The organism is Megasphaera sp. AM44-1BH (assembly GCF_003467125.1).
Taxonomy (GTDB): domain Bacteria; phylum Bacillota; class Negativicutes; order Veillonellales; family Megasphaeraceae; genus Megasphaera.
In genome coordinates, this window is sequence record NZ_QSFA01000003.1 from 174,575 (window position 1) to 176,550 (window position 1,976).

1 protein-coding gene is annotated in these 1,976 nt (G+C 56.1%); it reads right to left on the minus strand.

Annotation, left to right across the window (positions count from 1 at the left end; genetic code table 11):
- Positions 1-1,976, minus strand: a 1,976-nt coding sequence (nifJ, locus tag DW949_RS04400) for a pyruvate:ferredoxin (flavodoxin) oxidoreductase (protein WP_233539485.1), incomplete at both ends; no start/stop codon positions are given.

Here is a 1,976-nt window from a genome sequence, read left to right on the forward strand (position 1 = left end):
TCAAGACGGTCTTTCATATCTTTTTCCGTACGTTCGTAGAACTGTTCCGCCTGTTCCGGGAAGACTTTCTGCAGCGATGCATACCGCACTTCTCCCAGGAGGAAGTCCTTCAGATCGCCCTTGGGATCCTTCGAATCCAGGGTGAATCCGTTCTTGCCAGCTGCTTCTACGTCCGGATTATACCGATAGAGGTGCCAGTATCCGTTCTGTACGGCTTTCTTTGCTTCAATCTGGCTGAAGCCCATGCCCTTCTTGATGCCGTGGTTGATGCACGGTGCATAGGCGATGATCAGGCTCGGTCCTTTATAGGCTTCGGCTTCCTTGATGGCCTTGATGCACTGGTTCATGTCGGCACCGAGGGCTACCTGGGCGACATAGACGTAGCCATAGGTCATGGCCATGCGGCCTAAGTCCTTCTTCTTCGTCCGTTTGCCACCGGCTGCGAATTTCGCAATGGCACTGGTCGGTGTCGCTTTCGACGACTGGCCGCCTGTATTGGAATAGACTTCCGTATCCATGACCAGGACATTGACGTCTTCGTCCTGAGCCAGTACATGGTCCAGTCCGCCGTAGCCGATATCATAAGCCCAGCCGTCGCCACCGAAGATCCACTGGCTCCGTTTTACCAGGTAATCGCGGCGGTCATAAATCCGTTTGCATACCGGGCAGGCATCCTTTACGCCTTCCAGTGCGGCTGTAACCTTGTCGGCCCGTTCCCGCGTGCCTTCCGTATCATCGCGGTGGTCATACCAGTCCTGCAGGACGGCTTTCACATCGGCCGGTGTCTGGTCATTGGCTAGTGCTTCCGCTACGTCCATAGCTACTTTTTCCCGTACCTGACGGACGCCGAGGTACATGCCCAGGCCGTATTCAGCATTATCTTCGAAGAGGCTGTTGCCCCATGCCGGGCCGTGGCCGTCGGCATTGGTCGTGTACGGCGTGGACGGCACGCTGTCTGCCCATACGCAGGAGCAGCCCGTCGCATTGGCAATCATCATGCGGTCGCCAAAGAGCTGGGTGACCAGTTTGGCATACGGTGTTTCGCCGCAGCCGGCACAGGCGCCGGAGAATTCCAGTAACGGCTGTTCGAACTGGCTGCCTTTGACGGTAAACTTGTTCATCGGGTTGGCTTTCCGGCTGACGCTCATAGCATAATCCCAAAGAGGAGCTTTCTGTTCCTGAGTGCTGAACGGTTTCATGACCAGGGCCTTTTCTTTTGCCGGGCATACCTGGGCACAGCTGCCACAGCCGAGGCAGTCCATGACGGATACCTGCATGGTGAAGTGCAGTCCCTGGGCGCCCGTTGCCGGACGGGAGATAAAGCCTTCCGGTGCTGCTACCAGCTCTTCATCCGTTGTCAGGACCGGACGGATAGCGGCATGAGGACATACCATGGCACACTGGTTGCACTGCAGGCAGTTTTCTACCTGCCATTCCGGTACGTTGATGGCTACGCCACGTTTTTCATAGGCAGCCGTTCCCTGCGGGAAGGCGCCGTCTTCCAGACCGAGGAATGCGCTGACAGGCAGGCTGTCCCCTTCCTGGGCATTGATCGGTTTCTGCAGTTTCGTGATGAATTCCGGTACGTCTTTCTGTGCTTCCGGTGCATCTGTCGCATCGGCCCAGGCTGCCGGGATATCGATCTTCACGATCTGCGATACGCCCTGGTCAATGGCGGCGTTGTTCATATCAACGACTTTCTGGCCTTTCTTGCCATAGTTCGTGACGACAGCGTCTTTCAGATATTTCACGGCATCTTCAACGGGGATGATATCGGCCAGTTTGAAGAACGCCGACTGCATGATCATGTTGAACCGGCCACCCAGTCCGATATCCTGGGCAATCTTGACGGCATTGATTGTGTAGAACTGGATATGTTTCTTTGCCAGGGTCCGTTTCATCGAAGCCGGCAGGTTCTGTTCCAGTCCGGCTGCATCCCAGATGGTGTTCAGCAGGAACGTGCCGCCGTCTTTGAT